General features: G+C 58.7%; 23 protein-coding genes and 5 pseudogenes. 11 read left to right on the top strand and 17 right to left on the bottom strand.

The features are described 5' to 3' along the window. The first annotated feature begins 2 nt into the window (after window positions 1–2). The 4 genes from RTP54_RS24685 to RTP54_RS24670 all read left to right on the top strand — a co-directional run bounded on the left by RTP54_RS24685 (window position 3) and on the right by RTP54_RS24670 (window position 1,547). On the top strand, window positions 3–809 hold the full coding sequence (locus tag RTP54_RS24685) for a Ku protein (RefSeq protein WP_312366179.1): 807 nt from the start codon (window positions 3–5) through the stop codon (window positions 807–809). Window positions 810–844: 35 nt separating this feature from the next. Then, window positions 845–982: a hypothetical protein gene (locus RTP54_RS24680; protein WP_162703704.1), complete on the top strand. Its 138-nt coding sequence runs from the start codon at window positions 845–847 to the stop codon at window positions 980–982. 76 nt (window positions 983–1,058) lie between these two features. After that, window positions 1,059–1,313 (top strand): hypothetical protein, encoded by a 255-nt coding sequence (locus tag RTP54_RS24675; RefSeq protein ID WP_312366178.1) that lies wholly within the window; start codon window positions 1,059–1,061, stop codon window positions 1,311–1,313. Window positions 1,314–1,343: 30 nt separating this feature from the next. After that, a complete protein-coding gene (locus RTP54_RS24670; protein WP_312366177.1) occupies window positions 1,344–1,547 on the top strand; it encodes a hypothetical protein in 204 nt (67 codons plus the stop codon). Between the two features lie 354 nt (window positions 1,548–1,901). Here the strand turns inward: RTP54_RS24670 and RTP54_RS24665 are convergent, their stop codons facing one another. Then, a complete protein-coding gene (locus RTP54_RS24665) occupies window positions 1,902–2,708 on the bottom strand; it encodes a nickel-binding protein (protein ID WP_312366176.1) in 807 nt (268 codons plus the stop codon). A gap of 262 nt (window positions 2,709–2,970) precedes the next feature. Between RTP54_RS24665 and RTP54_RS31100 the strand changes: the two are divergent. Then, window positions 2,971–4,016 (top strand): annotated as a pseudogene (locus tag RTP54_RS31100) (transglycosylase domain-containing protein); the annotation flags it as partial. Window positions 4,017–4,073: 57 nt separating this feature from the next. Then, window positions 4,074–5,303: a penicillin-binding transpeptidase domain-containing protein gene (locus RTP54_RS24660; RefSeq protein ID WP_409517209.1), complete on the top strand. Its 1,230-nt coding sequence runs from the start codon at window positions 4,074–4,076 to the stop codon at window positions 5,301–5,303. A 286-nt stretch (window positions 5,304–5,589) separates the two neighbouring features. Here the strand turns inward: RTP54_RS24660 and RTP54_RS24655 are convergent, their stop codons facing one another. Further along, entirely contained in the window at window positions 5,590–5,982 is a 393-nt protein-coding gene (locus tag RTP54_RS24655; protein WP_312366243.1) for a low affinity iron permease family protein, read from the bottom strand. Between the two features lie 403 nt (window positions 5,983–6,385). Here RTP54_RS24655 and RTP54_RS24650 point away from each other — a divergent pair, with 403 nt between their 5' ends. Continuing rightward, window positions 6,386–7,717: a PQQ-dependent sugar dehydrogenase gene (locus RTP54_RS24650; RefSeq protein ID WP_409517199.1), complete on the top strand. Its 1,332-nt coding sequence runs from the start codon at window positions 6,386–6,388 to the stop codon at window positions 7,715–7,717. Between the two features lie 139 nt (window positions 7,718–7,856). Here the strand turns inward: RTP54_RS24650 and RTP54_RS24645 are convergent. The 3 genes and pseudogenes from RTP54_RS24645 to nhaA all read right to left on the bottom strand — a co-directional run. After that, window positions 7,857–7,934 (bottom strand): annotated as a pseudogene (locus RTP54_RS24645) (LysR family transcriptional regulator); the annotation flags it as partial. A 60-nt stretch (window positions 7,935–7,994) separates the two neighbouring features. Then, a complete protein-coding gene (locus RTP54_RS31095; protein WP_409517208.1) occupies window positions 7,995–8,219 on the bottom strand; it encodes a transposase in 225 nt (74 codons plus the stop codon). Window positions 8,220–8,334: 115 nt separating this feature from the next. Continuing rightward, the gene (gene nhaA / locus RTP54_RS24640; protein WP_312366175.1) at window positions 8,335–9,567 is read right to left on the bottom strand and encodes a Na+/H+ antiporter NhaA; all 1,233 of its coding nucleotides are present in this window, start codon (window positions 9,565–9,567) and stop codon (window positions 8,335–8,337) included. A 588-nt stretch (window positions 9,568–10,155) separates the two neighbouring features. Here nhaA and RTP54_RS24635 point away from each other — a divergent pair. Both RTP54_RS24635 and RTP54_RS24630 read left to right on the top strand, forming a co-directional pair. After that, window positions 10,156–10,387: pseudogene (locus RTP54_RS24635) on the top strand (AbrB/MazE/SpoVT family DNA-binding domain-containing protein). Continuing rightward, entirely contained in the window at window positions 10,384–10,794 is a 411-nt protein-coding gene (locus tag RTP54_RS24630; RefSeq protein ID WP_312366174.1) for a type II toxin-antitoxin system VapC family toxin, read from the top strand. The pseudogene RTP54_RS24635 and the gene RTP54_RS24630 overlap by 4 nt, the downstream one beginning before the upstream one ends. A 411-nt stretch (window positions 10,795–11,205) precedes the next feature. On the opposite strand, the gene RTP54_RS24625 is transcribed toward RTP54_RS24630, so the two are convergent. The 6 genes from RTP54_RS24625 to RTP54_RS24600 form a co-directional block, all read right to left on the bottom strand. Beyond that, entirely contained in the window at window positions 11,206–12,327 is a 1,122-nt protein-coding gene (locus tag RTP54_RS24625; protein ID WP_312366173.1) for a glycoside hydrolase family 88 protein, read from the bottom strand. Between the two features lie 8 nt (window positions 12,328–12,335). Then, window positions 12,336–13,889, bottom strand: coding sequence for a glycoside hydrolase family 28 protein (locus RTP54_RS24620; RefSeq protein ID WP_312366172.1), 1,554 nt, complete (start codon window positions 13,887–13,889; stop codon window positions 12,336–12,338). 71 nt (window positions 13,890–13,960) lie between these two features. Beyond that, complete coding sequence (locus RTP54_RS24615) at window positions 13,961–15,226, bottom strand: ABC transporter substrate-binding protein (RefSeq protein ID WP_312366171.1); 1,266 nt, start codon at window positions 15,224–15,226, stop codon at window positions 13,961–13,963. A 40-nt stretch (window positions 15,227–15,266) separates the two neighbouring features. After that, complete coding sequence (locus tag RTP54_RS24610) at window positions 15,267–16,361, bottom strand: sn-glycerol-3-phosphate ABC transporter ATP-binding protein UgpC (protein ID WP_312366170.1); 1,095 nt, start codon at window positions 16,359–16,361, stop codon at window positions 15,267–15,269. Window positions 16,362–16,363: 2 nt separating this feature from the next. Beyond that, on the bottom strand, window positions 16,364–17,248 hold the full coding sequence (locus RTP54_RS24605) for a carbohydrate ABC transporter permease (RefSeq protein ID WP_112810180.1): 885 nt from the start codon (window positions 17,246–17,248) through the stop codon (window positions 16,364–16,366). Window positions 17,249–17,251: 3 nt separating this feature from the next. After that, window positions 17,252–18,133 (bottom strand): carbohydrate ABC transporter permease, encoded by an 882-nt coding sequence (locus RTP54_RS24600; RefSeq protein WP_112810179.1) that lies wholly within the window; start codon window positions 18,131–18,133, stop codon window positions 17,252–17,254. Between the two features lie 211 nt (window positions 18,134–18,344). Here RTP54_RS24600 and RTP54_RS24595 point away from each other — a divergent pair, with 211 nt between their 5' ends. After that, entirely contained in the window at window positions 18,345–19,295 is a 951-nt protein-coding gene (locus RTP54_RS24595; RefSeq protein ID WP_312366169.1) for an AraC family transcriptional regulator, read from the top strand. Between the two features lie 372 nt (window positions 19,296–19,667). Here RTP54_RS24595 and RTP54_RS24590 read toward each other — a convergent pair. The 3 genes and pseudogenes from RTP54_RS24590 to RTP54_RS24580 form a co-directional block, all read right to left on the bottom strand. Next, window positions 19,668–19,945, bottom strand: a pseudogene (locus RTP54_RS24590) (IS3 family transposase); the annotation flags it as partial. Window positions 19,946–19,955: 10 nt separating this feature from the next. Further along, window positions 19,956–20,357 (bottom strand): annotated as a pseudogene (locus tag RTP54_RS24585) (IS21 family transposase); the annotation flags it as partial. Between the two features lie 238 nt (window positions 20,358–20,595). Further along, the gene (locus RTP54_RS24580; RefSeq protein ID WP_409517198.1) at window positions 20,596–21,567 is read right to left on the bottom strand and encodes an alpha/beta hydrolase; all 972 of its coding nucleotides are present in this window, start codon (window positions 21,565–21,567) and stop codon (window positions 20,596–20,598) included. 174 nt (window positions 21,568–21,741) lie between these two features. Between RTP54_RS24580 and RTP54_RS24575 the strand changes: the two genes are divergently transcribed. After that, window positions 21,742–22,176: an Rrf2 family transcriptional regulator gene (locus tag RTP54_RS24575; protein ID WP_312366168.1), complete on the top strand. Its 435-nt coding sequence runs from the start codon at window positions 21,742–21,744 to the stop codon at window positions 22,174–22,176. Window positions 22,177–22,636: 460 nt separating this feature from the next. Here the strand turns inward: RTP54_RS24575 and RTP54_RS24570 are convergent, their stop codons facing one another. The 3 genes from RTP54_RS24570 to RTP54_RS24560 all read right to left on the bottom strand — a co-directional run bounded on the left by RTP54_RS24570 (window position 22,637) and on the right by RTP54_RS24560 (window position 25,266). Beyond that, window positions 22,637–23,056, bottom strand: coding sequence for an organic hydroperoxide resistance protein (locus RTP54_RS24570; protein ID WP_312366167.1), 420 nt, complete (start codon window positions 23,054–23,056; stop codon window positions 22,637–22,639). 147 nt (window positions 23,057–23,203) lie between these two features. After that, window positions 23,204–24,529 carry a HAMP domain-containing sensor histidine kinase gene (locus tag RTP54_RS24565; protein WP_312366166.1) on the bottom strand — a complete coding sequence of 442 codons (1,326 nt, stop codon included), beginning with the start codon at window positions 24,527–24,529 and terminating at the stop codon, window positions 23,204–23,206. Then, complete coding sequence (locus tag RTP54_RS24560) at window positions 24,526–25,266, bottom strand: response regulator (protein ID WP_312366165.1); 741 nt, start codon at window positions 25,264–25,266, stop codon at window positions 24,526–24,528. The genes RTP54_RS24565 and RTP54_RS24560 overlap by 4 nt, the downstream gene beginning before the upstream one ends. Between the last annotated feature and the right edge of the window lie 41 nt (window positions 25,267–25,307).

Here is a 25,307-nt window from a genome sequence, read left to right as displayed (position 1 = left end):
CGATGGCCGCCGTCAAGCCGTACTGGAAAGGCTATCTGAAGCTGTCGCTGGTCACTTGCCCGGTCGCGATGTCGCCCGCCACTGGCGACGAGGAAAAGCTGCGCTTCCATACGATGAACCGGACCACCGGCAATCGGGTTGCCTCTCGCTACGTCGACAACGTCACCGGCAAGGAGGTCGACCCGGACGATCAGGTCAAAGGATACGAGCGCGGCGAAGGCGATTACATCATCCTAGAGGAGGAGGAACTGGACGCCGTCGCGCTCGAAAGCGTCCGGACCATCGAGATTGATATGTTCACGCCGCGCAACTCCATCGAATGGATCTGGCTGGAAAAGCCGCACTACCTCGTGCCAAACGACAAGGTTGGCGAGGACGCCTTCGCCGTTATCCGTGACGCGATGCGCGCAGAGAAGGTCGTCGGAATATCCCGCCTTGTTCTTGGCCAGCGTGAGCGGGCGGTCATGCTTGAGCCACGCGGCGAAGGAATCGTGCTCTGGACGTTGCGATATGGCGACGAAGTGCGGCCGGAGGAAGAGTACTTTTCCCATATCAATGCGAAACCCGAGGGAGGCCTTGCACCCCTCATGAAACAGCTGATCACAGCCCAGACCAAGAAATGGGCGCCGATCACCGATCCCATTCAGGATCGCATGCTCGAAATGATCGCCGGGAAGATGAAGACGCTGAAGTCCACGGGCAAGCGCAAGATCGAACCGATGGCGAAGGACAACGTCGTCGATATCATGGCAGCGCTGCGAGATAGCTTGGATCGCGAAAAGCGAAACATGGGAGGCAAGGCAAAATGACACCCCGACCGACCAAAGAGGAAGTACGCGACGTGATGAACGACGTCGAAATGCTGGACCTCCCTGACGGTGCACACTGGACGCTGATCCATGAACGATTAGATTTGGAGTATGGGGACGTATTCGAATACATTCTCGACGATCCCCAATTTTTCGGCGCCGAGATGGAGTGAGTTTCCAGCGATGGACTGAGGAAACTTCCACGCTATCTTCCTCGCGTGAACGAATACATGGCGATGAGGAGACCCCATGGCAACGAAATTCGACAGGTCGGGGTTTGATGTGGGGCCTGAAGACATCGTTCGGCTGCAAAAGATCTTCGATAGAATTTGCTACGAAAACCGACTTTCGCGTCGAGATGCCAGAGCAAGCCGCCTTGCAAAGGTCCTTATGGACGAGTTGCGAGGTGGAAACCTCGACGAGGTTTCGCTCATGGAACGCGGCCGCTGGTTCTGCGCGAGTGCAAAGCTTGGAGCTCCGGGAAATCAGCGCCCCACGCTTTGAATGGGTGGTACGATTCGAGGAGAGCGCGCAATGGCGATTTCCATACAGCGAAACACCAACATCGAGCCCGACCAGATGCAAATCATTCAAGCCGTCTTTGACGCGGTGGTTGCGGCACGAGGCCTCGACAAGAAAAGCGACGAGGCTGGAGCCCTCGCATCCCGGTTGGTTTCCCTTTTTCAAAGCGGCGTACACGACCGGGAAGCGCTTCAGAAAATGGCCGAATATCTCTAGCGCCGGAACATAACGAGAGACCCCGCGTTTATCGTCTGTCCCCCGACAAACACTTCATCGGCCCCTTTCCGCAGGGGCCGACCTTTTAGTACCTTTCGACAATACGAAGTTTGCCGCGACCTAGCTGTGAGCATGGGTTACAGCTTCCTTTTCGCACTGCCTGCCATTCTGAAATCGTAACCATCACCGTCGAGCAGTGGCGGTGACACCCATCCGTACCGAAGCGACCTGTTCAACGGTGGCCGAGCGCAGGGGCTGGCCCTCGACGAGGTGAAAGCCGGCTTGGCGATCGTCGGGAGGAAGATCGGGCCCAAACATCTGCATATCTGCGGTGACGTGGAGCGATCTCTAGCTTCACCATTCGCACCGATAGGCCAGCATAGGTCTTGCAAATCCCTTCAATCGGTGGCGTCCGCCATGCGTGAAAACATCTGCCTTGCTGTACTCCTGATAAACATTCTCAGATATCAAGATTTGATCGCCATGGGCGGCGGCGCAGAGCCGTGCTGCCAACTGCACCGTTGTGCCGAAGAGGTCGTTACTGTCCTCAACCGGTTCGCCACAATCAAGGCCGATACGAATGTGAATTGGCTCGGCATTGCCTGTGTTGTAGCGACTGAATTCGCGCTGGATGTCAATGGCGCAATCCACGGCAGATTCCGTGGACGAAAACGCGGCCATGATGCCGTCACCTGTGTGCTTGACCTCGCGGCCGGATAAACGTCCCAAGCACCCGCGCACCAGAGCGTCATGGGCCCGGATAAGTTCGGTGGCCATGCGATCGCCAAGACGCGCGGTCATTTCGGTAGACCCGACAATGTCCGTGAAAAGGATCGCCCGGTGACCTGCGTCCATATCTTTGGCGATCGACCCCGCCCCCTCCGGATCCTGTATTCGACCAAGAAATGCCTCCACAGCCGATAGCGCTACCTCCACGACTTCCCCGGCAACAAACCCGTGCGCCTCACGATGAACGCATTGGGCGGTTTCGGCGTCGGGTGCGTCTATGAGGCAGAACGTCGTTCCGCGACGGTGGTCGAACCAGTACGTCAGGAACTTGACGCCATATTGGTCCTGTATGCTGAGATCTTTGAGATGTGCCTCTGCGACATCCGCGGCGGAAACCCCAGCGAGATCATGTCGGTCCATGAAGATAGGCATGGTTCGCTCCCGAACAGACTTCGTTTCGGTAGGTCCACAGTTTACGACGTTGCCGGATTATCGTCTATCTCGCGCACGGCTCGTGGCTCCGAACCATCCGCGGAACGCCATGCTAAGGCGGCCCGTCGCGAAATGAAAGACAAGGGCGGCGGACGACTGACAGAAAACTGCCGTTTTCCAGCGTGGGCGCTTGCTATGCTGAAGCCCTTTCTTCTGCCTCTTCCCGCACTAATTTCAGAAGGAACAACAGCGCCGGCAGGAAATGTCCCACTTCACAGATCGCTCAAACCTCACCAATGGCGAAAATGCCGCTTCTGCAAAGCACGCTGAGCCGGAATCCTTGCGAGATCCGAGAGATCCGGAAATCAGTTCCGATACTGGGGAAGCCGATTCTTCGCCACCACAGAGCGATGAGCAAGACATTGCGCCACCCCAGCCTGCCTTCACAGAAAGCAAGCTCGCTTTTCTCACTCTTGCAGCTGCTTTTCGCCGCGACGTCGCCACCTTAGCACAACGTTCCCTGGCCGCGTCGTCTGAGCTGGTCAATACACTCAAATCAGGCGCGTGCGGTGCGGGCCGTCTGGTTCCGAACGATCTGATGCTGAGGGCGGCGTCCGGTGTGGGCTTCCTTGGCAGGAAACTATTCGCATCATTCGAAATCTTCACCAAACCTTCGTGGCTCCATCCAATACGGCCATGGTCTTTGAAACGCGGCATCTTGGCGATGTTGGCAAGCCTCTTGATCCTGGTGACCGGAACGCTGGTGTGGGCATTGCAGGACGTCCCATGGACGGAAATCGCCGCTGGATCCTTGAAACCTGTTGTGGTCCTTGAAGCCGCCGACGGTGAACCGATCGTTAGACAAGGACCCTTCCAGGGTCCCTACGCCCGGTATGAGGAGTTCCCTGCACATCTAGTCAATGCCGTTCTTTCAATCGAGGATCGGCGGTTCATGGATCACTACGGGGTAGATGTAAAAGGGATCATGCGGGCTGTCCTGAGAAACCTCCAAGCAGGGTCAGTCGTTCAAGGCGGCAGCACGATTACCCAACAGTTGATAAAAGTGCAGTATCTTGAAAGCGACCGGACGCTGAAGCGAAACTGCAGGAATTGGTCATCGCATTCTGGCTCGAATGGAAGCTGGGTAAACGCGAGATCCTGACGAGATACCTGAATTCCGTTTACCTCGGGTCTGGCGCGACGGGAATGCCGGCGGCGGCACGGATCTATTTCAACAAGGATGTCTCTGCGCTCAACGTGCAGGAAGCCGCCATGCTTGCCGGTCTGCTGAAGGCACCGAGCCAGTTAAATCCGATCGATAATTTCAAGGCCGCAAGTGAGAGAACCATCACCGTCCTGGACGCGATGGTTGCCAACGGGAAGCTGAATTGGGAAGAGGCGAGTGCGGCCAAGGCAGAGTTTGCCGAGTTGCATCCAACCAGCCCGACACCTCGCTCGGGCAGCTGGTTTGCAGACTGGATCTCGCCTCAGGCCGGCGAAATTGCCGGAGCGTCTCCGGGCTCGACAACGGTACGAACAACGCTGGTCCCGCGGCTGCAACAGCTCGCCGAAGATGTAGTCGCCCGCAATCTCGACAAATACGGGCGATCGTTGGGGGCATCTCAGGCAGCACTTGTGGCGATGACGCCGGACGGAGCGGTCGTCGCCATGGTTGGAGGGCGCGACTACAAGACCAGCCAGTTCAATCGCGCCGTCTCCGCCAAGAGACAGCCAGGCTCGACCTTCAAGGTTTTTGTCTTTTACGCTGCACTCAAGAGCGGACTTAGCCCGGATGATCGCGTCTTTGATGGACCCATTGAAGTGGACGGCTGGTCGCCGCAAAACTCGACCGGCCGCTATCGTGGTTGGGTGTCGATTGCTGAAGCCTTTGCCCGGTCCCTCAATGGCGCAACAGTTGCGTTGGCGCAGGAGGTAGGGATTGCGAATGTCGTTGCCGCCGCTGAAGAGCTCGGCATCGACGCTACTCTTAATCCTGTGCCGGCATTGGCGCTCGGTTCATCCGAAGTCAATTTGCTTGACCTGACGGGCGCCTATGCCTCTATCCGTCTTGGGAAATCCCCCGTCGAACCCTGGGGCATCGTCGATTTTCAGGCGTCCGAACAGTCGAAAGCCTTCCGGGTCGGTCCAATAGTGCCCACTTCGGTCGACCTTGGCCCTTATCAGCAGGATTTGGTGAGCCTCCTTCAGCTTGTGGTCGAGCGTGGCACCGGTCGGGACGCTTTCCCTGGGGCATTCGCCGCCGGAAAAACAGGCACCAGCCAGAACAATCGTGACGCTTGGTTTGTCGGATTTACTGAAGATCTCGTCGCTGGCGTATGGGTTGGCAACGATGATGATACGCCGATGAAAGGCGTCACCGGTGGAGCGCTTCCGGCGCGGATCTGGCGCGACTTCATGCAGGCGGCAATGGCACAACCCGCGCTCCAAGTCGATCCAGATAACAGGCCCAACACAAGCCAAGGGGTTGCGGCGTCCTGCAACGTAAGGGCCTGCGCCAGGAGCTACAGATCGTTTCGAGCCTCGGATTGCACCTACCAGCCCTACCAGGGAGAGCGGCGCATGTGCGAGCGTTAGAGCACTCGCATGGCGCCACGTTACGGGCTGGGACGCGGCCGACGGGCTGTCAGGCGTCTGCCTCGCAAGCGGCTCGAGCTCGCCCGCGAGGAGCCTGCAGGGGTCCATATGTACTCCCAAAGCGCCATTCAAAGGGACGTTCTGTTTCGATGAGCCTTACCTCGCGCCACCCACTACCCTTCCCGGCACAGCGGTCGGAACACAACAGGTTATTTCGGGAAAGGCGCAGGCCGCTCGGCAATCTGGCAAGTGATTAATGCCAATCGATGGATCTCCAGGTTGGCACTCACCCGGAGTGGCCCTGACGGGAATTTAGTCCGGAATCCTTCGCCGCCTCATCTAATGATTCGATCAGAGATTTGAGTTCTTTTTCATCCAGCTTCTCGATACCGACGTACTCATTCCGGGCTTTCGAGGCCAAGATGAGCTCATCCAGCTTTGCCTGCATCGCTTTTCCGTCGCGATTTTGAGAGTTCTGAAGGACAAAAACCATCAAGAACGTGATTATCGTGGTCCCCGTATTGATGACGAGTTCCCACGTATCGCTGAAGCCGAAGAAAGGGCCGGCGATAGCCCATGCAAGAACGACGACGACGGCAGCCACGAAAGTGGTCGGCTTGCCGGAAAGGTCCGCAACGGATGTCGCAAATCTGGAAAAGAAGTGGCGGTTGTCCGACATGTTCTCCTCGCCTTCGCGAAGCCAGCCCTCGCGAGCTGCCAGCTTCGCGATGAGAGCAGCAGCTGTTCCGCATAAACCCTCGAAAACCGTTGTAGTTCCCAAGGTCGATGATCCAGCCTCACGAGGCCGCGCGCATTCACACCGTCTGGATTTGGAAACGATCTGACCACCCCCGTTTCGATGTCGCCAGCGCGCGACCTCCTCATGCGCGGAAGCTGGAAAAGGGCGATTTTGCCGAGCCGAGCGTTTTCACGACGGGATCGCTGCTGCCGATACGAGGAAGCGGTTTGCGATAGGGGTTCTTGTCCTGGCCCCCGGCGCTCGCCTGGGATGCGAACGGAACAATTTGACGTAACGTCGCGTCTTACGTAGGCAGGCTGCAATCTCCTGCGGAGGACATCCCATGTGTATAGATGTTCCGCGAATAGTCGCTGTTGCCCTGGGCGTAACCACGATGATGGCGAGCTGCGCTGGCAACACGCTGACACAAACGCCACGCGACGAGAAAAAAATCGGTTACGGTTTCAACCCGAGCCTACCCGAACCGAAGCCGTCGGTCCTCCCGACCGTCAACGTTGCCACGGCCGTCGGCTGGGGAACGGGAGGAACTCCGCGGCCAGCCGAAGGTCTGAAGGTCCATGCGTTTGCGACAGGACTTGACCACCCGCGATGGCTGCATGTGCTCCCGAATGGCGACGTACTGGTGGCCGAGAGCAACGCTCCAGCCGAACACGACGAGGGCTTCAGTCTCAAGAAAGTGTTCATGGGCCTGGCGATGAAGCAGGCGGGCGCCGCCACAAAGAGCGCAAACCGCATCACACTCCTGCGCGACATCAATGGCGACGGTATAGCTGACATCCGCAGAACCTTCGCTCAAGGTCTCAACTCGCCCTTCGGAATGACACTCTCCGACGGAAAACTCTTCGTCGCCAACACGGATGCGCTCATCGCTTTTGCTTATTCAAACGGCCAGACTCGGGCTCGCACGCCGCCACGGAAGGTGACCGATCTGCCTGCTGGAGAAATCAACCACCATTGGACCAAGGACGTGATCGCAAGCCCGGACGGGCGTAAGCTCTACGTCACTGTTGGGTCCAACAGCAATGTTGCGGAAAATGGCATGCGAGTCGAAAAGGACCGCGCCGCGGTTCTTGAGGTAGACAAGGCAAGCGGCCGCACCCGCGTCTTTGCCACTGGCCTTCGCAATCCCAATGGGCTTTCGTGGAATCCAGATACCGGAAAACTCTGGGTAGCGGTCAATGAGCGTGATGAGCTGGGTGACAACCTCGTCCCCGATTACATGACATCGGTGCGTGACGGTGCATTTTATGGCTGGCCATATAGCTATTTTGGTCACCATGTCGATGCCCGCGTTAAACCACCGCGCCCAGACCTCGTGGCGAGGGCCGTCACGCCGGACTACGCGCTCGGCCCGCATACTGCATCGCTCGGGCTGACTTTCTCCAGGGGTACATCCCTCGGGCCCAGCTATGAGAACGGCGCTTTCGTCGGCCAACACGGATCCTGGAACCGTAGCAGGCCAAGCGGCTACAAAGTGATCTTCATCCCCTTTAGAAATGGCATGCCCGCCGGCGAGCCGACTGATGTCCTTACAGGCTTCATAGATCGGGGCAGAGCGAAGGGACGCCCAGTCGGTGTGGCGATCGACAAAAAGGGCGGGCTGTTGGTTGCAGACGACGTCGGCAACGTCATCTGGCGCGTCAGCCGCGACTAGGCTCTGGCCCTATAAAATAACGCTATTCACAGCTGGGTATAACTCTGGGTTACGCGTGGCAGCTGCAATGGTATCTGCCGACGCTGTGTCCGGGACCTTTTGGGATCCTCGGTGTTGATGTTCTCCAACTTGCTGGCCCCCTTCCTGGCCGCGCAAGCGGTCGGGCAACGTCGATGATGTCGTCCCTAGATGCGGTTGGGTCTTCCTTGTTCCAGGCATGCCGTCACCTTCTCTGCTGCGGCCGCGCGATCGGGTTCGCTTTCCACATCCGGCCCGATCAGCCCACCGGCAATAGCGTCACGCCTAATCCACCCGACGGCCGGATGTCCCGGCGAAGCGTCTTCCGCCAGGTGTAAATCTGCTGCGGGAGAACATCGTGACGCCGGGCAATCGAGGCGACACCAGAGCTGTTCGTCTCAACCTCCTTCAGAATCCGAAGCTTGTCCTCCTTGCTAGCGGCACGGAGGCGTTCGACGCCAGCCAGACGCTCAACCCACCCCATGAGTTGACCATTGGGTACGTCGCGCACTTCGGAATTAGCGACGTAACTTCAGTGCAATGGGCGAAATCTCAAAGGCTCGTTGACCAGTTTCGCCGGCCTTCCAGCAACTGGGTGATCATCGCGCTTTCGTCCTTGTTACGGAGAGGTGGCGATGACACTTCTCTGCCGCGTCCCTACGTCCGAACAACATGAGAAAACCCGCGCCAAGCAAACCCGATACCAATGACCCAAGCATGATGCCGATCTTTACTCGATCCTGTACGGCCGGATCATTGAATGCGAGCAGCCCGATAAACAGGGACATCGTGAAGCCGATACCGCACAAGAGGGCAACCCCGGTCATCTGACCCCAGCTTGCTTGCGCAGGCAATTGAGCGAGGTTTAGCTTGACGAGAACTGCAACGGTTCCGAGAACACCAACTAGCTTGCCGAGGAACAGCCCGACTGCGATGCCGATGGTAAGCGGCTCCGCAAAGATCGACATAGATAGCCCAGCAAATGATACGCCCGCATTAGCAAACCCGAAGATCGGGACAATGGCGAACGCAACGGGCTTCTGAAGATGATGCTCCAACTTATGCAGAGGGGATTCTGCATGCGTGGCTTCAGGAGTTCCGGGTGTACGTTTTAGCGGGATAGTCAGTGCAAGGATGACACCAGCCAATGTCGCATGGACACCGGATGCAAATGTGAGAACCCATAGGACCGCACCCAGGACGAGGTACGGCCACAATGTTTTCACACCCATCCGGTTGAAGATCAGGAGATTTGTGAAGACGATGGCGGCGCCAGCAAGGGCCAACAGATTGAGGTCGGCCGTGTAAAATAACGCGATCACGATGACGGCCCCTAAGTCATCTATGATTGCCAATGCTGCAAGAAAGATCCTCAGGGATGTCGGAACGCGTTTTCCCAATAGAGAAAGGACACCAAGCGCAAAGGCGATGTCCGTTGCAGTCGGAATGGCCCACCCTCTGATCGCGGCCGGCTCATTCCAGTTGAAGTAGATGTAGAACAGCGCTGGAACGGCCATTCCTCCCGCAGCAGCGGCTCCCGGAAGGATGCGTCTGCTCCAACTCGATAGCTGACCATCAAGCATTTCACGCTTTATCTCCAGCCCAACGAGAAGGAAGAAGACCGCCATAAGCGCGTCGTTGATCCAGTGCTGGACACTGAGCGGGCCGAGATAGACTTGCAGCACATTGAAGTACGCATTCGCCAGCGGCGAATTTGCCGTCGTGATTGCGAGCAGGGCAACTAACATCAAAATGAGGCCGCCGAGAGCCCCGTTGTCGAGAAAGTGGCGGAGAGTGGATTGAATGCGGCCCTTGGAGATTGTCGAAGACATGGGTTCGCGCTCCTTGTGAGAGGTTGATCGAAGTCTCCGTGGATTTCGGGGGAACCCGCAGCACCGCAGCACGCGCTTTGCGAGAGTAATTAACGCCTATGTGCGGAGATATCTACAAATATCGACCCCTGGTGCCGTTAAATCCGAAACGTTTGACAGCCAGCTCGAATGGCGACCCGCCAACATCCTTTGTAATCCACGCCAAAAGCGGCATTCACTCCGGACCAGCCCGTTCTTGCCGTGGGCTTCAAACGTAAACCGACCGCATACAAATCGGTTACGCAACCTCAGTACACACGAACTCGCTGAACTGGCCTACTGGATAAACCGTGATGAACGCAGAGCAAATTTGCTCGGCCTGGGTTCCGGGCGCGATGAAGTACTGCCCGAAAACGGTCGCCGGCTGATCCCATAATCACCCGGCGGACAGCAATCGCAGCTGGTGGGATGAAGGCATCTCTGCCTCGATTCATTGTGTGATCTGCCTAGTCGGTCGCCTTGAAGGGAATCGAACTGACAAACCAATTCCTTGAAAACCGTGACAAGAAGTAATACCTTCGATAAATCATTCCTTACACCGGTCCGACCATGACAACGACAGTTACAGCCAAGGGGCAAATCACAATTCCAAAACCGGTGCGCGATCTCTTGGGTATCGTGCCTGGAAGCAAGATAGACTTCCGGCGCACTTCCGATGGAAGCGTTGTCCTCGTCCATGCTGCGAAAAAGCAGCCGCCCAGCCGCTTCGCAAAACTACGAGGGCTGCGGGCAAGGCCCCGACACTGACGCGATCATGGCGCTTACGCGTGGCGAGCCGTGATACTCGTAGACACGAATGTCCTTCTCGACGTCGTTACCGATGATCCAACTTGGGCCGATTGGTCGATAGCGCAGCTGGAAGCCGCAAGCCTCGTTGGAGCACTCTGGATCAACGACATAGTCTACGCCGAACTCGCCGTCCGCTACGATCGGATTGAAGACGTTGACCGCTTCCTTGATCAAGCGGGGTTGGAGCTGGCGGCGGTACCGCGAGAGGCCCTCTTTCTTGCAAGCAAGATTTTTACACGATATCGGAAGGCAGGCGGAACGCGGACAGGGGTACTCCCTGATTTGTTCATCGGTGCGCACGCAGCGGTCACCGGCTATCCGCTGCTCACACGCGACGTCGGCCGTTATCGCACCTATTTCCCAACGTTGACGCTGATTGCGCCGAACATGCCGACCTGATGAAGCCGCTCATGTAAGGCTCAGTTCCCCTCGACACATTATGCGATCCTGGAAGCAGGAAGCGGAAACATTCCGCGATCGCAACTTGCGCCCGTCCTCAAACCTCCCGCAGACACACAAAAGTGAATCAGTGATTACGAATTTCGCGGTGAGGGTCGGGTCGACACGAAGCGCGTCGCTTTGCCGAGCTTTGGCCCATATGCGCTCTTCTTTGGTCGGATAATCAGGAGATGCTGCTTGGGACGGCTACCCAAGGTTGTCGGCTGAGGGGGGATCGAAGTCATTGAGCCCCCATAGAGTGGAATCCTTCACTCGGCGAATAAGAAGCGCCACCGAGAACAACTATCGGTAGCGCTTCCTTGATCTTCTGCCGCTGACGTTATTGTGCCGCCATCGAGTTGAACGACTTGCTCAACGGGAGCTGGCGGATCCTTGTCGGCCGGTTGCCCCTCTTAGAAGCTGATCTTCGGCGAAGGCCATCATTAGAGGGCCGACGCCCTTGGCGTCATCTGCTACCACCTGCTCCGAGAGGTAGTAGCCGGGCGAGCCGTCGCGATAGTTGCCCTCGAAGCCGCCGAGACCAGCGACACCGACGATTGTCGTCAATCGAGTAATGCCCTGGTCATCGGCGACAAGGCGTCCCGAAATCAAGGCTTCCAGGGCTCGTCGACCGGCGACGATCGCTCGATCAGCCTGAGCAAGACCAAGTCGCGCGTACCGCAGCAACGCGTATGCAAACATGGCAGACGCAGAGCTCTCCTCATAATTGCCTGCAAGGTCCGGTTCATCGAGGACTTGCAACCAGAAGCCCGACGGCGTCTGGCGTGCCATCACTTCGTCGAGCAGCCGGTTGGTGTTCAATCGTAGCGCGCCGGTCGCTTTGTCGTTTGGCAGAAGCGCCAAGGTATCAACGAGTGCCATGGCCAGCCAGCCCACGGCCCGTGCCCAGACAGTTGACGACTTTCCCGTAATCGGGTCGGCCCAACTTTGCTTCCGGCTGTCATCATATCCGTGCACGTAGAGGCCCTTGGCCGTGGCCGTGCGCGCAAGGGCTGTCTCGAACTGTCGAAGCGCATCTACAATCAAGGCCGAATTGCCGGTCGCAAGTGCATATTCAATCTGAAACGGAAGACCCATATAGAGCCCATCGAGCCAAACCTGATGGGGGTAGCGCTGCTTGTGCCAATAGTTGCCCGCAAGTATGCGCGGATGGGTTTCAAGTTGGGATGCCAGTTGATCCGCCGCTGTCTTGTAGCGACCGTCACCTGTTTCTGCGGCCAGCGGGAACAGGACGCGACCAGCGAGTATGTGGTCGATATTGTACTCGGCCGGATCGTAGCCGAGGAGTGTGCCGTCAGAAGCGACTTGGCGATCGATGAGCCGGTGGAGGTGCGCGGTCCAGTAACCCTCGCCTGTCGCCTCGAAAAGCAGTCGAAGACCACGATAGATACAGCCGTCCTCGTAGCACCAGCTACCGCCCTTGTAGGGGGTGTAGCGTCGCGCATATTGATCGAAATAAGTAATCGGGTCCATTAGATATCTCATTTAAGGGAAACGGAAATCGGCGCGCTGCTTACGAGCGCAGGCTCATCGCAGTCGACTTCGGCGCACTCGGCGACGATCGTTTCATGCCGCATCGGTCTGATCCTGTCGGCCATGATCGGAGGTGCAGCGGTCGCGTCGGCGCGATAGGAAGAAATGTTCAGGCGCCTGATTTTGATGTTTCGGATCGGTGCTTCCGGCAGCCCGAGAAAAGCACCTGCGGCGTGCGCAAGGTTGCGTATTTCGACATCCTCGACGATGACGCCGTCGATAATGGGGGTTTGCATACCGATCGGGGCGGATTGGCGTGATTGCACCCATTCGGCGTGGCCGTCCGCATCGCAGTGGTAGTGCGCGTTGGCCGACAGCGCCGTCTCGACCCGATCCATAAGAACGCGGCGCATGGAGATGTCGGTAATTGATCCTCCGCGGCCTCGTCGCGTCTTCAGGCGCAGGCCGCGATCCGTCCCCACCATCTGGCAGTCCTCGACTGCAACACTGTGTACGCCGCCCGACATCTCCGAACCGATGACGAGGCCGCCATGACCGTGCTCCATCAGGCAATGGGTGATACGCACGCCGCGGGTCTCTTCCAGGTGATCGTCTTCGCCGTTCGCCCCCCGCTTCCCGGCCTTGATGGCGATGCAATCGTCGCCAACGGAAAAGCGCACGCCGGTAATCGTCACCTCCCGGCAGCTTTCGGGGTTGAAACCGTCGGTGTTCGGGCTATCGGGTGGAGCCGTAACTGTGAGACCTGCAGCGACAAGCCGACTGCAGCCTTGCGGGTGGATCGTCCACGACGGAGCGTTGCGGATGGTAAAACCGAGCAGCTTTATGTCGGTGCACGAAATGAGGTGGAGGCCCCGCGGGCGACGCGCCCCATCGCGTGTCTCCTTGGGCCACGCCCACCAATCGCCCTTTTCACCCGAACCATCGAGCGTGCCTTCGCCTTCGATCACCAGATTTTCAGCGCCGACGGCATGGATCGGTGCGGCAAAACAGGCAGCAGGCAGACCCTCCCAGCTGCCAAGCATCCTGCCTACCGCGTCGCGGGCCTCAAGAATGGGCCAGTCCGTTCGGCCTGAAGGTGCCTGGAGGATCGCTCCCCTGCAGAGATTGAGGGTCATGCCACTCTTGAGTCGCACCGGATAAGCGGTCCAGACGCCGGTCGGTAGACGTAGCGTACCGCCAACGGGCACGGCATCGATTGCAGTCGCCACAGCGACAGCGTTGGCGCGCGCACCCTCGAGGTCGTCGTGACGGACACCTGGCACCAGCCCGAACTCGGTGGCGTCGACGAGACCGGCACAAGCTGCCGTTTCGAACTCCAGCGGTTGCAATCCTTCGACCTCGAACCGGTAGCGGCAACTGGGCTGAAGGTCATACAGAAGGCTGACCACGGTCGACGTCACGCCTTCTCGCGTTTCGGCACCGCCGGCCAACGAGGAGAGCTGCCAGCGCGCTCGCTCGGCCAGGCGATAAAGCGCGCCGGCTTGAGGCAGGCAAAGAGCTGCCGTGCGCGCCGACAGCGCGATGATGGACGGTCGGATCATGGTTGCTTTCTCTCGTCTTTATCCAGTGAAGGGAGAGCCCGCCGCGAAAAACCGCGACGGGAAGCCTGACATCAATCGAACTCCGCCAGCACGTCGTTCACCGTATCGATGATCTGTGCGGCTGCCTCATCCGCCTTCAGCTGGCCGTAGGCGAATTCCTCCAGCGTATCGATGAAGGCTGCGCGCACTTCCGGATGTTCGTTGAACGGAGAGACGGCCGGGCCGCTCGCAGCAATGACGATAGCGTTTGCGGCACGCACTTCTGGCTCTCCCTTATCGCCAAGGCGAGCTGCGGCCGCCTTCGACGCCGGCAATCCGCGCGACGTTCCAAGCGCATCGATGCCCTCAGGTTCATTGAGCAGGCAATTCACGATCTGAGCCGCCGCTTCTGGGTCCTTGGAATTCTTCGAGATGGAAAAGACCATCGAGGGCTTGCGATAAACGCCTTCAGTCACCGCATCCGGCAGCTTCAGCATCGACACGGGCTTCAGCACCTGGCCGTCCTTCAACGGATCAGCATATTTCGAATAGGTCGAATCCCACTCGTAGGAACCGGCGATCTTGCCGCCGGCCCAGGCCGGCTTCTCGAACAGATTGACGTTGCCGTCGGCAGCCTCTTCCTTCTGCGATCGGATCGCACCGGTCTCGACCAGTTTGCCGAGGAACGAAATGCCTTCTGCGAGTTCCTCAGGCGTCCAGGCGACGCGATTGGTCGCTGGGTCGACAAGATCCTTGCCGGTCTTCTGGACGACGGCCAGGGTCGTCAACAGCTGCGCCGTCTCCTTGACGGCGTTAAAGGTGTAGTAGTCCTTGCCGAGCTTTTCCTTGATCGTCGCCGTGGCGGAGAAGAACTCGTCCCAGCTCTTCGGTATGGCGACGCCCGCCCTTTCGAAGGTAGTAGCGTTGAAGAAGAAGACGCGGCCTGTCGTCGAAACGGAGAGCCCCTGCAATACGCCGTTCATCGACCCGGCCGACAGATCCGCCTCAGTCCAGTTGGAAAGATCGATTGCCTTGAGGTTGCGAAGATTGGCGAAACCGTCGCCATTTTTCGAGAACAGCGGCAGCCAGGGCCAGTTGACCTGGACGATGTCGGCTTCGGTCTTGCCGGCCATCTGGGTCGTCAGCTTTTCAAGATAGCCGTCAAAGCCGGTGAACTCGCCCTTGACGGTGTGACCGTATTTCTCGCCGCACGCGGCGATCGCCTTCTGGGTGGCGACGTGTCGGCTCTCGCCGCCCCACCAGGACATACGCAATTCACCGGCGTGAGCTACGGTTCCAAGTGCCAGGGCGCCATAAGCAACGCTGGCCAGTGCTGTAATCATTCTCTTCATCGTCATAGGACTTCTCCTCCTTGGATTTGGGCCAAACGCTGCCTCCTCACAGCGAGACGTTCCGGCCGTCGGTCTTGTCGAATAGATGCAGGTGCGCAGGATCGGGACGCAGGCAGATCACGTCCGATCGCCCAAGCGCCTCGAACTCGGCAGCACCCACGACACTCACCAGCTTTCGCCCTTCGAGATCAGCATGAAGATAGACCTCGTGCCCCATGAACTCGGCATTGGTGAGCCGCGCCGAGAGACCCCGCCCGTCGGCTGAGAGCGAAAGATGCTGCGGGCGCATGCCGAGCACAGCCTCGGAAGGTCGGGCCGAAAGTCTGCGTTCGAGATTGGTGCCGAGTTCCAGGCGCTGGCTGCCGATCCGCAGTTCGCTTCCTTCGAAAGTCGCGTCAACGAGGTTCATCTCGGGGCTGCCGATGAAGCCGGCGACAAACAGGTTTGCCGGACGATTATAGAGCTCCTTCGGTGTCGCCACCTGCATTATGCGCCCAGCCTGCATGACGCAGATCCGGTCGCCCATGGTCATGGCCTCCGTCTGGTCGTGCGTGACGTATATGACCGTCGAGGACAGACCTTCGGCTTTTAACTGGCGGTGCAGGTCGGTGATGCGCACCCGCATCGAGGCACGCAGCTTGGCGTCGAGATTGGAAAGCGGCTCGTCGAACAGGAAGACGCCCGGCTTCTTGATGAGGGCGCGCCCGAGTGCCACGCGCTGCGCCTGGCCACCGGAGAGCTGTTTCGGCAGGCGGTCGAGCAGCGGCTCGATCTCAAGGATCCTGGCCACATGTGTGATGGCGGCCTCGATCTCGACCTTCGGCTTGCCGGCAATCTTCAATCCGAAGGCGAGGTTGCCGCGCACCTTCATGTGGGGATAGAGTGCATAGTTCTGGAACACCATCGCGATCGAGCGTTTGCCGGGAGGCAGATCGTTGACGCGCTGCTCGCCGATCACGATCTCGCCGCCCGAGATTTCCTCAAGCCCCGCCACCATGCGCAACGTGGTGGACTTGGCGCAGCCCGACGGGCCAACGAATACCATGAACTCGCCATCCTCGATATCGAGGTTGATGCCGTGGACCGCCTTGAACGCGCCGCCGTAAATCTTTTCGAGGTCTTTCAGTTGAACCTTTGCCATGGTCAGCCTTTGACTCCCCCGGAGGAGATCCCTTCAATGAAGTATCGTTGCGCAGCGAAGAACACGACGAGAGCGGGCGTGATGGTCAGCACCGACATTGCGAGAATGCGGTTCCATTCGAAAGCTTCCGTCGTGTCGATGGAGAGTTTGAGCGCGAGGCTCACCGGGTATTTGTCGACCGACGACAGGTATATCAGCGGCCCGAGAAAGTCGTTCATGGTCCACATGAACTGGAACAGGCAGACAGAGATCAGCGCGGGCGCCAGCATTGGGACGACAATGTAGACGAGTGTCTGGAGACTGTTGGCCCCGTCTACGCGCGCCGCCTCTTCCATGTCTGACGGCAGCGAGCGCAGGAACTGGACCAGCATGAAAACGAAGAACGCGTCACCCGCAAAGGCCGAGGGCACCCAGAGCGGCAGGAAGCTGTCGAGCCAGCCGAGATCACGAAACAGGATGTATTGCGGGATGCGCGTCACGACGTTCGGCAAAAGCAGGATCGCGATCACCGATGCGAAGAGCACCTTTTTGAACGGGAAATCGAACCGCGCGAAGGCGTAGGCAGCCATGGTGCAGGAAATGGCCGTGCCGATCACCTTCGGTAGGATGATCAGAAACGAATTCCAGAAGAAGCGGCCGAACGTATAGGGCGTCGACGTCTGCCAGCCCTTGACATAGCCATCGGCTGTCGGGTTCTCGGGCAGGAAACCCGCGCCAGCGAAAATCTCCGAGTTTGTCTTGAAACTTGCGCCGACCAGCCAGATCAGCGGATAGAGCATCACGAAGCCAACCGTGAAGAGCAGGACGTAACGAATTGTCGTTGAGATCAGGCTGAGCCTTGCGCGGCGTGTGGCATGGCGGTCGTTGAGCGTTTGAAGATCTGCCATGGATCAGTTCCTCTTGTCGCCGGCGTAGTAGACCCACTTTTTCGAGGACCAGAAGGCTAAGAGGGTCAGCACGGTGATGATGGTGAAGAGAACCCAGGCAATGGACGAGGCGTATCCCATGTTGAATTTCTTGAACGCCTCGTCATAGATATAGAGAGGCAGCAGGTAGGTTGCCTTCAGCGGGCCGCCCTGGGTGATGATGTAGGGGCCGTTGAATTCCTGGAATGCCTGAACCATCTGCATGATGAGGTTGAAGAAAATGACCGGGGTCAGCAGCGGAAGCGTAATCCAGAAGAAGGTCCGCACCTTGCCAGCGCCGTCGATGGCGGCTGCCTCATAGAGCGACTTGTCGATGGATTGCAGCGCTGCCAGGAAAATCACCATGGCGGAGCCAAACTGCCAGCAGCGCAGCAGCGTAATGGTGAAGAGCGCGTTCGTCGGATCGCCGAACCAGTCGACCGGCGCGAGCCCGAGCGTCGCGAGCGCCATGTTCGCAAGCCCCTCTGAGGCAAAGACATAGCGCCAAAGTACGGCGATCGCGATCGAACCTCCCAGGATCGATGGCACATAGAAAGCTGTGCGGAATAGGCCAATGAATTTCAACCGGTAATTCAGGATCGCAGCGATGAAAAGTGCGAAGGCAAGCTTCAGCGGTACGGTCACGAACACGTAGAGCAGCGTCACGTTTAAGGATTTGATGAAGGTGCGGTCTCTAGTAAAAAGCCGTTCATAGTTGGCAAGCCCCGTCCAGCGCGGCTCGCTCATCAGGTCGTAGCGCGTGAAGCTCAGGTAGAACGAGCCAACGAACGGAATGGCTGTGAAAATCAGTAGCCCGATGATGTATGGCGCGAGATAGCCGAGCCCGAGAAGCCGCTGCCCTTTCATCCCCTTCCTCCCGGACGGCACGGAAGCGCAGCTCTCATAGATACAGTTTCGTACAAATTATGCTCCCGGATCGGTACAGAGAACACGGGATCTCTCCCCTTTTCCCTGCGACCGATCTCTCCTCCCTGGCGATACGGTGCGCATAAGCGATTTATGCGATGACAATCGCCCATCCGTCCTGCAGAATGAATTCACAAAGGCGAGGAAAAAGATGGACGAAATTGAAGGTGGAATTCTCTCCGCGATTCCACCTGCAGCACTCACTCTCAATTTGACGCGCGCAGCAATCCGCATGGAGCACTCGCACACCTGGCGGATCGACAAATCCAATGAGGTCGATGATCTCGTGATCTGCCTCGATGGGTGCGGGCAATACCTGATCGACGGCGAGCCGGTGATCATGGAGCCGGGTGATGCGATGCTGATTTCTCGCGGTCAGCGCTTCGTTGGCTGGAATGAGGGGCGGGAGACCTATCTCGGTGTCGCCCAGCACTTCACGCTCGAGATCTATGGGCGCCATGATCTGATCGCGCAAATGGACCTGCAACTGAAACTGCGACTGACACGTTGGCCGCTTCTCGAACCGTTGGTGCGTCATTATCGCCAAAGTGCTCCCCCCTCCTCCGTTACGCTGGGCCAGCATCATCTCTTCATGGTGTTGCTCATTGCCTTCATCGAGGACGCCTTCATCGGTTGGCGAGACCATGCCACCTATCTGCCGGAAGGCGCCGATGCGATCGCCCTTGCCGTGATGAAGGCCGCCACAATGATATCCGCCAACCCGCTCGACCCTGAAATTGCGTCCCGGGCAGTCGATGCCTCGCCCTACAACCGCGACTATTTCCTCCGCGAGTTTCAAAAACGTGTGAGCCGCACACCGCGAAAATACCAGGAACTGAAACGCATGGAGCGCGCCATGCATTTCCTTGAGGCTGGCCTCTCTGTGGCCGCGGCCGCCACCGAAGTCGGCTATTCCGACCCCTATTACTTCTCCCGTATGTTCAAGCGAACGCTGGGTCTCAGTCCGCGCGATCATTTGAATAGAGTCCGCCAGAGTCGGGATGGTGGCTTGATGAAGCTGGACGAACCCGAACAGGCGTTGGCGCTCGCGGACGGGCTTGCAGCCAGTCATTTGGGGGCGCGGCCGTCACCGCTGCGCTGACCAGCGCGTTGTGTATCAAGGCCGGCCTGGCGGAACGGAACTTCCGTGCAATCCAAATCCATGATTGGGTCAATCGAATTAGCACGGACCTGATCATAGGTCGTTGCCACCGTGTCAAACGCCTCCTTGATTGCGACGAACATGTAATACGTATTAATCATGGCTGTATGATATGTGCGGCGACGTCAAGGGGCCAATGCGAAACTCGCGCAAACGACGCACGAGCTGTCGAAGAGCCAAGGGTGAAGCAGCGGAGAGAAACGGATAAGCGTCTCGGATACAGCGATGCCGTCACCGGAGAACAGGAGCTTGCACATCAAGCGGGCATAGCCGGGCGCGTTATGGCCTGCTGCCGGATTTTCGGACACCGAGTTAGGCTAACCCCACCTTGTTTTCAAATTCCATCGGGCTGAGATAGCCCAGTGTCGAATGGGAACGCTTCGGATTGTAGAAGCGCTCAATGTAGTCGAACAGGTCTGCCTTAGCATCTTCCCTGGTCCTATAGACTTTGCGAGCAGTCCTTCCGTTTTGAGTGATGAGAAGAAGCTTTCCATCCCGGCATTGTCCCAGACATTGAAGGATCGGTTCATCGAGCATGTGATGCCGTGATCCGCCATGAGACGCTGGAACTGCTCGCTGGTGTCTTGACTAGTCGCATTCCATAGCGCCACCAGCATGACGGCTGCGATAGGTGGGTTTTGCCCGGCTTTCGTGATCGGCAAACCGGCAGCAAGACCACGTATAGCCATAGCCATCCGGATGGGCTTCCCGGTATTCCTGCCATAGCAGATTGAGCGTCACGCCCTTGCCCTTCAATTCGCTGGCCACCTTTGGCCAATTCGGTTCGTCGGTATCGCGCGGAGGTCGCCCCATTCGGCGGAATAGTCGTTGGTCCAGAACGTCGTCCTCGTCCAGGCCAGGTGGAAGAGGACAGACCGCAAGCCCAGCCTTCCCGCGCCCGCAGCAGATACGTCGAAACCGATGTCCTGCTCATCTTCAGCCGCTCGGAAACGGCGCGTATCGACAATCCTGCTCGAGCGTCAGCCGCAGGATCGATCGGATGTCCTACACGTCGGTATGTCTCGCTAGCTTCCGTCTGGGCATCAATTCCTCGCTCAAAAACACGAGGGCAAAGTGCCAGATTGGCGCTCACGAAAATCGATCTAAATCTGTCGCGATGCTGTCCGCGACTTACTGAAATCCTTGTCCCGCACTTTGTGAAACCCGCAACATGACCAACTAGCTGCCGGTCGGATTCGTCTCGCCTCGGCCAGACGAGAGACAATCCGATCCGGGACATCTAAAGCCCGCCCAGAAAATTGATCGTTAACTCCGATACGTCCTTGGCTCGCTCTTGCTGAAGCCAATGACCCGCGTCTTGAAGGACATGAGAGCCTCGCAAGTCAGGAACCAAGTTCGGCATTGCAGTGATAATCTGATCCATGCCGGGTATTGCGAGGCCAGTATCGCGGTCGCCGATCATGAAGAATGCGGGCACCCGGATCAGTTGGCCGACGAAGCCCTGCTGCAGTTCCCAGTTGCGATCAATATTGCGATAGTAGTTCAGTCCTCCGGTGAAACCTGATAACTCGAAGGCTCTGATCAGTTGGTCGAATTCTCGACTGGGTAGCCATTCCGGCAGCTTGGCGGGGGTTGGGAGGCTTGCTAGCAACCCGGCGCCCTTGGCGACCATTCCGAATGGATTGGGTGTCCCATCGCCCGGCTTACGTCGGCCTGCTTCCCCACTTGCTGCGAACATGATCTTGCGAAGAGTCAAGCTCACATCGCGACTAAACTCCTCATCGGCGAGCTTGGGCTTCTGAAAATACAGCGTGTAGAAAAGTGCGTCTTCGGTCTGCGGGAAAATCTTTGACGGTGGCACAGGTGGCTGTCCCATCATCGGCACGCTGAGCGCGACGACAGCACGGAACCGATCTGGTCGCATCAGCGCAGCTTGCCATGCAATGGTCGCACCCCAGTCGTGGCCGACGACGACAGCCTGGTGCTCACCAAGCGCATCAAGTAGTGCCACAAGGTCGCCAACTGCGTGAAAGACTGTGTATTGATATAGGTGCTCAGGCGCGTCGGTGCCGCCATAGCCTCTCATATCTGGCGCAACCGCTCGGTATCCAGCTTGTGCAAGTGCGTGTATCTGGTGTCGCCACGCGTATTTGGTCTCAGGGAAGCCGTGGCAGAAGAGAACCAACGGGCCTTGACCCGCATCGAGGATGCTCATGTTGATCGTGCGGGTTTTTATAAGTGTGTCTTTCACGGGAGCCTCCTGATTTGCTGACAGGACGATTGATGGAAAAGCAATGACGAGCGGCGAAAAACTCAAAAAGCGGCGGCGTCGCATTTGCGCTATTTCTATCGCGTAACAACGTGTGTTACGATAATATCTGGATGTCAAGATAGCGTAACTATAATTGTTGCAGAAAGGTCCGTGATGACGACCGACGGTCGGCTCGCCAGAATGCTGCACGTGTTGGTTCACATGGGACTGCTCGGCGGCAGGGAAACATCAGAACAAATTGCATTGATGCTCAACACAAATCCCGTTGTTGTGCGCCGTACGCTCGGGGCGCTGCGTGAACATGGAATTGTTGAATCCGAAGGCGGCAGAGGAGGCGGTTGGAAATTGACCCGGTCGCTCGACCAGGTCACTGTGCTTGACGTCCAGCGCGCTCTAACAAAGGGGGCTATCCTCAACGCTCCCATCTCGCGAGATCACCCAACCTGCCCAGTCGAGCGTGCATCAAATTCTGTACTGGAAAAGGCGCATGCGGCGGCAGAGGCCCGTCTGATTGCGACGTACGCTGCCACGACACTGGCGCAGATAGCGAAAGATGCCAAACACAATGCGTCCGGGACCTCTCAATAGACTGCTTGCTCTCAACCCTTCATCGAATGGGCGATGAGCGCTAACCGTGGGGCGGCGGCCGGTTTGATCCGGATTTTCAATCGCGAAGGCGGCCGCCTTGCCGTGGAACTCGTCTATCATGGTCGAATATGCCCAAGGCTGGTGCATCATCCGAAATCCTTGAGAGGGACATCCGGTGCGCCGCACCTCGACGTTCCAGCCAAAACACGCGGCGTTCATCGAGGTACCCGAAGAACGCCGCGGACAAGATCGTTTGCCAGGTTGGCTAGAGTATCGCGAAAAGACCTGCGAGCGAGGACGGTTCCTTCGAGGCGACATCGTAGATACAAGGGGCAGCAAGGACGGCGGCGATCAGGAAGCCGGTGATCAGCATTTTCACAGGGTTCTCCAAAGATGTGGCGGGTGCCGGATGACGAGCCTGCCCGCCGCATGCCGATGACATGCGGCAAGCACACGCGATTCACTGCGCAACGATCAGCTCGACATGGATATTGCCACGCGTCGCCTTCGAGTAGGGGCATGTCTGATGTGCTTCCTCGACGAATGCACGAGCGAGGTCGGTGTCGAGACCGGGTAGGCTGACGGTCAGGCGGGCTTGCAGGAAGTAGGCGCCCTCCGTCGTGCCGAGATCGACTTCCGCATCGACGGCGGTATCTGCCGGAAGCTTGAGCTTGCGCTTGCAGGCGGCAAGGCCCATGGCGCCGATGAAGCAGGCCGACCAGCCCGCCGCGAAGAGCTGTTCCGGATTGGTGCCCGCCTTGCCGTTGCCCGGAGGCGAAAGCTTGACGTCAAGCTCCGCGTCGCTGCTGCGGGTAAAGCCGTCGCGACCGCCGGTGGTATGGGTCTTGCCGGTGTAGAGGACCTTTTCGATCTGCATCATGGGAACACTCCTTGGTTACGAGCCGCCCTTGCGGCATCTGGTGACGGAGTGGTTCTGACGCGCCGACGTATCCCCTCTGTGTCCGAAAATCAGCCGAACTGTATCAAAGAGTAGCGCCGGCCGATCGGGACATTTTCGCTTACATCTTCAGCTGGCGCGGATGGTGACTTCGGCAGCAAGCCCGCCGCCTTCCCTGTTATAGAGCCGCACGGAACCGCCGATCGTAGCGGCCAGTTGCTCGGCGATGGCAAGGCCAAGCCCCGTTCCGCCAGTTTCTCGGTTGCGCGATTGCTCAAGCCGGAAGAAAGGCTGCATGGCGGCGTCGAGCATGGCATCGGGAATGCCGGTGCCGCGATCCATCACGGTGATGGCAATCACTCCCTCGCCCCTCCGTTCGAAGCCGATTTCCGCTGCACCGGCGAATTTCAGCGCATTGTCGACGAAATTCGTGAGAATGCGGCGAAGCGCATGCGGCTTGGTCGCGGCAACACCTTGCACCAAGCCGATGACGCTGACGGCCTTGCCGGTATCCTGATAGTCATAGGCGATGCTGTCGATGAAGGACGACAGGTCGATGCGGGAAAGTTTTTCGCCGTTGCCGTGGGCGCTGCGGGCATAGGCGATACCGTCTTGCACCAGCCGCTCGATCTCGCCGAGATCGCGAACCAGTTTCTCCTTTTCGGGGGTGTCGTCGGCCATGTCGGCGCGCAGCCGCATGCGGGTGATCGGCGTCTGTAGGTCGTGGGAGATCGCGGCAAGGATCTGGACGCGCTCCTCAAGGTAATGCGCGATCCTTTCGCGCATGGCGTTGAAGGCGCGCGCCGCATGCGCGACCTCGCTCGGCCCGGCCTCGCTGAGCGGCGGGTCCTTCTTGTTGGGGTCGAGCGCATCGGCCGCCGCTGCCAGCGTACCGAGCGGGCGGATCGCCTGACGGACGGCAAACCAGGTGCAGAGCAGCAAAAGCGCCATCTGAACGGCCAGCACATAGGGCAGCCATGCCGCGATCGGCATCGGAGGCCGCGGCGTGATGTCGATGGTCAGAGGACCTCCGTCGCTCAGCGTCACATGCGCTTGAAGCCGCGTGATGTCGCCAGGGATGGATTCGATACGCAGGGGATAGCTGCCGCCGATCGCGTCTTCGATCCTGCCGCCGATTTCCCGCGCCTTGCGGGAGGTGTCGGGCACGCCCGGCAGGCCGGGCCCGAGTTCGAAGCGATAGTTGCCGCGGCTGAGGCGGTCGAGGAGGCCGCCGCGCTGATCCGCCGGCAGGCGGTCGAGAACCGCGATCGAGGTCGCGACATCGCTTTCCAGCGTCCCCAGCATGATGGCCTTGGCAGACATGGTGCGCTCAAGGTAGAGGACGGTGAACGATAGCCCGTAGGCGATCGCGAGGCCTGCCAGCAGAATAAGGAAAAGCCGAGCCCGAAGCGTGTTCGGCCAGAGACCGGAACGAAGGGCAGCGGCCGCGCTCATGCCCTCGCCTCTTCGATTTCCACCGTGACGGAAAAGACATAACCTTCGCTTCGCACTGTCTTGATATAGGTCGGCTCGCGGGCGTCATCCCCCAGCCGCTGACGGACGCGGCTAACGAGAAGGTCGATCGAGCGGTCAAAGAGGTCCGTATCACGGCCCTGCGTCAGGTTCAGGAGCTGATCGCGATTCAGCACCCGCTGCGGATGGTCGATGAAGACGCGCAGCAGCCGGTATTCGGCGCCGCTGAGCGCAATCTCCGTTCCCCGGCTGTCGAGAAGACGCCGGCCGACCGTATCGAGACGCCAGTCGCCGAAGCGAAGCCATTGCCCCGCCTCCGATATCCGCAGGTTCGGCGGCAGCGCGCGGGTGCGCCGCAGCACGGCCTTGATCCGAGCCAAAAGTTCGCGGGCGGCGAACGGCTTCGGCAGATAGTCGTCGGCGCCCATTTCAAGGCCGATGATCCGGTCCATCTCGTCGCTGCGGGCCGTCAGCATCAAGACGGGCGTCGCCTTGTGCTTGCCGGCGCGCAATTCGCGGCAGAGCACCAACCCGTCGTCGCCCGGCATCATGACGTCGAGCACGATCAGATCAACCGCGTTGCCCTCGAGGAAACTGCGCATCTGGCGGCCATCGGCGGCGACGCTGGCGCGCAGTCCGTTTTTCTTCAGGTAGCTCGAAACCAGTTCGCGGATTTCGCGATCGTCATCGACGATCAGGATATGGTCGACATGCTCCATCTGGCTTCCGGGTCCTCTGTGAATTGGGCGCTAGGCGGAAT

The sequence above is a fragment of the Ensifer sp. genome (genome assembly GCF_031989085.1).
In the GTDB taxonomy this organism is placed as follows: domain Bacteria; phylum Pseudomonadota; class Alphaproteobacteria; order Rhizobiales; family Rhizobiaceae; genus Ensifer.
The sequence above is the reverse complement of the archived record's forward strand: the minus strand, read 5'-3'. Positions and strand labels throughout refer to the sequence as shown.

Coding starts and splice junctions, on each gene's coding strand:
- RTP54_RS24595 (WP_312366169.1), top strand. CDS start 18,345: ATGGACGAAATTGAAGGTGGAATTCTCTCCGCGATTCCACCTGCAGCA.
- RTP54_RS24680 (WP_162703704.1), top strand. CDS start 845: ATGAACGACGTCGAAATGCTGGACCTCCCTGACGGTGCACACTGGACG.
- RTP54_RS24660 (WP_409517209.1), top strand. CDS start 4,074: ATGGTTGCCAACGGGAAGCTGAATTGGGAAGAGGCGAGTGCGGCCAAG.
- RTP54_RS31095 (WP_409517208.1), bottom strand. CDS start 8,219: ATGGGGTGGGTTGAGCGTCTGGCTGGCGTCGAACGCCTCCGTGCCGCT.
- RTP54_RS24620 (WP_312366172.1), bottom strand. CDS start 13,889: ATGATCCGACCGTCCATCATCGCGCTGTCGGCGCGCACGGCAGCTCTT.
- RTP54_RS24675 (WP_312366178.1), top strand. CDS start 1,059: ATGGCAACGAAATTCGACAGGTCGGGGTTTGATGTGGGGCCTGAAGAC.
- nhaA (WP_312366175.1), bottom strand. CDS start 9,567: ATGTCTTCGACAATCTCCAAGGGCCGCATTCAATCCACTCTCCGCCAC.
- RTP54_RS24600 (WP_112810179.1), bottom strand. CDS start 18,133: ATGAAAGGGCAGCGGCTTCTCGGGCTCGGCTATCTCGCGCCATACATC.
- RTP54_RS24650 (WP_409517199.1), top strand. CDS start 6,386: ATGTGTATAGATGTTCCGCGAATAGTCGCTGTTGCCCTGGGCGTAACC.
- RTP54_RS24565 (WP_312366166.1), bottom strand. CDS start 24,529: ATGAGCGCGGCCGCTGCCCTTCGTTCCGGTCTCTGGCCGAACACGCTT.
- RTP54_RS24665 (WP_312366176.1), bottom strand. CDS start 2,708: ATGCCTATCTTCATGGACCGACATGATCTCGCTGGGGTTTCCGCCGCG.
- RTP54_RS24575 (WP_312366168.1), top strand. CDS start 21,742: ATGACGACCGACGGTCGGCTCGCCAGAATGCTGCACGTGTTGGTTCAC.
- RTP54_RS24610 (WP_312366170.1), bottom strand. CDS start 16,361: ATGGCAAAGGTTCAACTGAAAGACCTCGAAAAGATTTACGGCGGCGCG.
- RTP54_RS24655 (WP_312366243.1), bottom strand. CDS start 5,982: ATGTCGGACAACCGCCACTTCTTTTCCAGATTTGCGACATCCGTTGCG.
- RTP54_RS24570 (WP_312366167.1), bottom strand. CDS start 23,056: ATGATGCAGATCGAAAAGGTCCTCTACACCGGCAAGACCCATACCACC.
- RTP54_RS24605 (WP_112810180.1), bottom strand. CDS start 17,248: ATGGCAGATCTTCAAACGCTCAACGACCGCCATGCCACACGCCGCGCA.
- RTP54_RS24685 (WP_312366179.1), top strand. CDS start 3: ATGGCCGCCGTCAAGCCGTACTGGAAAGGCTATCTGAAGCTGTCGCTG.
- RTP54_RS24615 (WP_312366171.1), bottom strand. CDS start 15,226: ATGACGATGAAGAGAATGATTACAGCACTGGCCAGCGTTGCTTATGGC.
- RTP54_RS24560 (WP_312366165.1), bottom strand. CDS start 25,266: ATGGAGCATGTCGACCATATCCTGATCGTCGATGACGATCGCGAAATC.
- RTP54_RS24670 (WP_312366177.1), top strand. CDS start 1,344: ATGGCGATTTCCATACAGCGAAACACCAACATCGAGCCCGACCAGATG.
- RTP54_RS24625 (WP_312366173.1), bottom strand. CDS start 12,327: ATGGACCCGATTACTTATTTCGATCAATATGCGCGACGCTACACCCCC.